4 protein-coding genes are annotated in these 4,375 nt (G+C 68.4%); 3 read left to right on the forward strand and 1 reads right to left on the reverse strand.

The annotated features are described in order from the left end of the window. Nucleotides 1-178 precede the first annotated feature (178 nt). Together LQV45_RS19070 and LQV45_RS19075 are read left to right on the forward strand one after the other, a co-directional pair. Nucleotides 179-1,906 carry a DEAD/DEAH box helicase gene (locus LQV45_RS19070; RefSeq protein WP_230008366.1) on the forward strand — a complete coding sequence of 576 codons (1,728 nt, stop codon included), beginning with the start codon at nucleotides 179-181 and terminating at the stop codon, nucleotides 1,904-1,906. A gap of 8 nt (nucleotides 1,907-1,914) precedes the next feature. Further along, a complete protein-coding gene (locus tag LQV45_RS19075; protein WP_223913905.1) occupies nucleotides 1,915-2,787 on the forward strand; it encodes a site-specific DNA-methyltransferase in 873 nt (290 codons plus the stop codon). 135 nt (nucleotides 2,788-2,922) lie between these two features. On the opposite strand, the gene LQV45_RS19080 is transcribed toward LQV45_RS19075, so the two are convergent. Further along, on the reverse strand, nucleotides 2,923-3,768 hold the full coding sequence (locus LQV45_RS19080; RefSeq protein ID WP_230008367.1) for a PHP domain-containing protein: 846 nt from the start codon (nucleotides 3,766-3,768) through the stop codon (nucleotides 2,923-2,925). 123 nt (nucleotides 3,769-3,891) lie between these two features. On the opposite strand from LQV45_RS19080, the gene LQV45_RS19085 reads away from it, so the two are divergent. Beyond that, nucleotides 3,892-4,375: aminopeptidase P N-terminal domain-containing protein (locus LQV45_RS19085; protein WP_230008368.1), on the forward strand; the 484-nt coding region annotated here is incomplete at its 3' end.

Consider the following 4,375-nt stretch of genomic DNA (forward strand, 5'->3'; position numbering starts at 1 on the left):
AAGCCCGCCCCTACGCGATCTTGAGATACACCCGCTGGTCCCCAGTGCCAGCATTTAGATAGCCCGCGATCGGCTTCCACTGGAATTGCTTGCGCGCCTGAGCGTGCTCCGGAACGGCCACCACGGCCGGCCCCGTTGAGCAAGCAGCGCAGCCCAAAATGAATAAGGAAACTCCCCTGTGAGTGAATTGCACACGCACCAGCTTCTGACCGATGAGTCCGGCACGGAGACCATCGAGCCCGAAGAGACCATCATCTCGGACGAAAAGCCGCACGAGATTGCCGAGAAGACCTTTGCCGACTTCAATGTCCGTGCCGACATCGTGGAGTCCCTGGCCGACGCCGGCATCACCCACCCCTTCCCGATCCAAGCCATGACCCTGCCGGTCGCACTGGCAGGGCATGACATCATCGGCCAGGCCAAGACCGGTACTGGCAAGACCCTCGGCTTCGGCATCCCGGCGCTGCAGCGCGTCGTCGGCCGCGACGACGCCGGCTTCGACAAACTGGCCGTTCCCGGCGCCCCGCAGGCCCTGGTGATCGTGCCCACCCGCGAGCTCGCCGTCCAGGTAGCCAAAGACCTCGAAAACGCCGCCAAGAAGCGCAACGCCCGCATCGCCACCATCTACGGTGGCCGCGCTTACGAGCCGCAGGTCGAGGCGCTGCAGAACGGCGTCGAGGTTGTGGTCGGTACCCCCGGCCGCCTGATCGACCTCTTCAAGCAGAAGCACCTGAGCCTGAAGAACGTCAAGATCGTTATCCTCGACGAAGCCGACGAGATGCTGGACCTCGGGTTCCTGCCGGACGTCGAGACCCTGATCGCCGGCACGCCCGCGGTCCGCCAGACCGCCACCGTGCCCAGCCCGGTCATCGCCATGGCCCGCCGCTACATGACCCAGCCGACACACATCCGCGCCGCGGACCCGGACGACGAGGGCCTGACCAAGCGCGATATCCGCCAGCTGATCTACCGTGCCCACAGCATGGACAAGGTGGAAGTGGTGGCCCGCATCCTGCAGGCCCGCGGACGCGGCCGGACCATCATCTTCACCAAGACCAAGCGCACCGCCGCGAAGGTGGCCGAGGAACTGGTGGACCGCGGTTTTGCTGCGGCCGCCATCCACGGTGACCTCGGGCAGGGCGCCCGCGAACAGGCGCTGCGCGCCTTCCGCAACAACAAGGTGGACGTCCTCGTTGCCACCGACGTCGCCGCCCGCGGCATCGACGTCGACGACGTCACCCACGTGATCAACTACCAGTGCGTCGAAGACGAGAAGATCTACCTGCACCGCGTGGGCCGCACCGGCCGCGCCGGCAACAAGGGCACCGCCGTGACCTTTGTCGACTGGGACGACATGCCGCGCTGGGGGCTCATCAACAAGGCCCTCGGCCTGAGCTACCCCGAGCCCGTGGAAACCTACTCATCCTCGCCCCACCTGTTCGAGGAACTCGACATCCCCGCAGGCACCAAGGGCCGGCTGCCGCGCGACAAGCGTGTGCTGGCCGGGGTCGACGCGGAGGTCCTCGAAGACCTCGGCGAGACCGGCAAGAAGAACTCGCGCACCAGCGCAAAGGACGGCGGAAGGGACGGCGCAAAGGACGGCAGCCGCACGAGCAGCCGTGACGGCGCCCGCGAGGGCAGCCGCACCGGCGGACGTGACTCGCGCCGCAGCGGCACCGAAGCCGGCGGACGCTCCGGCGACCGCCGTCGCCGTCCCGCCGAGGCCGATGCCGCCACGGCGTCCACTGCGAACGGACAGGGACCGGAAGCTGCTGCCGCCGCGCCGGCGAAGGCCCCCACCGAGGTGGACCGGGCGACCCGTGCCCGGCGCCGGACCCGCACCCGCCGCCGCAACGGCGAGGTAGTGGCCGGCGGCGACGCACAGCCGAGCGGCGCCGAGGCCTAATCCCCTCCATGACTGACACCGTCTGGGCGCCGGACGGCAGCAACCTGGTGGTTCACGCGGACAACGCGGAATACCTCCCCACGCTGCCGGACGGCGCCTTCACACTGATTTACGTGGACCCGCCCTTCAACACCGGCCGGGTCCAGCGGCGCCAGGAAACCAGGATGGTGCTCAACGCCGGCGGCGAGGGTGACCGCGTCGGGTTCAAGGGCCGGTCCTACGACACCATCAAGGGCGCGCTGCACAAGTACGACGACGCGTTCAGCGACTACTGGTCCTTCCTCGAGCCCCGGCTCGTGGAGGCCTGGCGGCTCCTGGCCGACGACGGCACCCTGTACCTGCACCTGGACTACCGCGAGGTGCACTACGCAAAGGTCATGCTGGACGCGATCTTCGGCCGCGAATGCTTCCTGAACGAGATCATCTGGGCGTACGACTACGGTGCACGGGCCAAGTACCGCTGGCCCACCAAGCACGACAACATCCTCGTCTACGTCAAGAACCCGGCGAAGTACCACTTCGACAGCGCCGAGGTGGACCGTGAGCCCTACATGGCGCCCGGACTGGTGACCCCCGCCAAGCGCGAGCTCGGCAAGCTGCCCACGGACGTGTGGTGGCACACGATCGTTTCGCCGACCGGCAAGGAGAAAACCGGCTACCCGACGCAGAAGCCGGAGGGGCTGATCCGCCGCGTGGTTGCGGCCTCGAGCCGGCCGGGCGACTGGTGCCTGGACTTCTTCGCAGGTTCCGGCACGCTCGGGTCCGTGGCCGCGAAACTCGACCGCAGGTTCGTGTGCGTGGACCAGAACCAGCCGGCCATCGACGTGATGGCCAAACGCCTGGCCGCGCAGGCGCAGTTCACGTCTTTCCCGACCCTCTGACCCGCCGCCCTCACCACGCCCCGCCGTTCCCGCCCGTTGCGCTATCACTTGTGGCGGCTATTCGGGTCCTGGGGGGCCTCATAGGGACGCTAAGTGATAGCTCAACACGGGTCCAGGGTCTCAGCGGACTGGGTCTCAGCGCACCACGGACGAGCCCGTGCCCAGTTCCTCGATCCGGGCAAAGACTTCTGCGGAGGTCAGATTCTCGCCCAGCAGGTTCGGCTTTCCCGCGCCGTGGTAATCGGAGGACCCTGTGATCAGCAGGCCATAGCGTTCGGCGATGCGGCGCAGGAACGTCCGGCCCTCCTCGGGGTTGTCCCGGTGGTAGATTTCCAGGCCGGCCAGGCCGGCGTCGATCATCTCCCGGTAGGTCCCCTCCCCGACGATCCGGCCGCGGGCGGATGCCACTGGGTGGGCGAACACCGGGACGCCCCCGGCTGCACGGACCAGTTCGACGGCGAGCGCCGGCTCCGGCGCATAGTGCTGGACCCAGTAGCGCGAGCGTGCTGTGAGGATGGAACCAAAAGCCTCGGCCCGGTCTTCCACCACACCGGCCGCGACGAGCGCGTCGGCGATGTGGGGGCGGCCCAGGGTGGCCCCCGGCGCGACGTGGTGAATCACGTCGTCCCATGTCAGCGGGTAGTCCTCCGACAAAAGGGTGACCATCTTCTGCGCCCTCGTGTGCCGGGCGTCCTTGGACTTGGTGATTTCCTCAAGCAGTCCGGGATGCGCGGGGTCGTGGAGGTAGCTGAGCAGGTGAACGCTGATGCCTTCCGCGGTGCGGCAGGAGATCTCCATCCCCGGGACCAGCGCGACCCCGGCTTTCCGGGCGGCGACGGCGGCCTCCGCCCACCCGGCAGTGGAATCGTGATCGGTCAGGGCGACGACGTCGAGGCCCGCGGCGGCGGCGGACTCCATGACGCCGGCCGGCGCCTGGGTGCCGTCGGAAACGTTGGAGTGCGCATGCAGGTCGATCCTCACCTCACCAGCCTAGTAGATGGCAGGATCCAAAGCCTCGGCCCCTTCGTGCCGGGGCCCGGCAGCGGCCCTGCAGCGCGAGCGCGCCGTTGGCCTAAGCCGCGGCGCTGGTGAGACTATGGGACGGTGAACGATGCAGATAACACCCTAGTCTCCGCTTCCCAGCCCCTCGAAGAGCGCGTCAACAACCGCTCGCAGCGGCCCAGCTCCGACGCCTTCAAGGCCTTCATGGCCAGCAACTGGGCGCCGGCCTCGCAACAGCTCCCCGAGCGGGATGCCGTCGCGGGCCACGCCGCAGGCCGGCGCCGCTCCATCTCAGGCCAGTTCAAAGGTGAACGCCTGGTCATCCCCGCCGGCCCGCTGAAGGTCCGCTCGAACGACTGCGACTACCGCTTCCGGCCGCACTCCGCCTTCGCGCACCTCACCGGCCTCGGCCTGGACCACGAACCTGATGCGGTCCTGATCCTGGAACCGGTCGCGGAGGGCACCGGCGACGACGGCGGAAACCACCACGCCACGCTGTACTTCCGCCCGTTGGCCGGCCGCGACACCGAGCAGTTCTACGCCGATTCCCGCTCCGGGGAGTTCTGGATCGGCGCACGCCCGACCC

Source organism: Microbacterium sp. Bi128 (assembly GCF_918698205.1).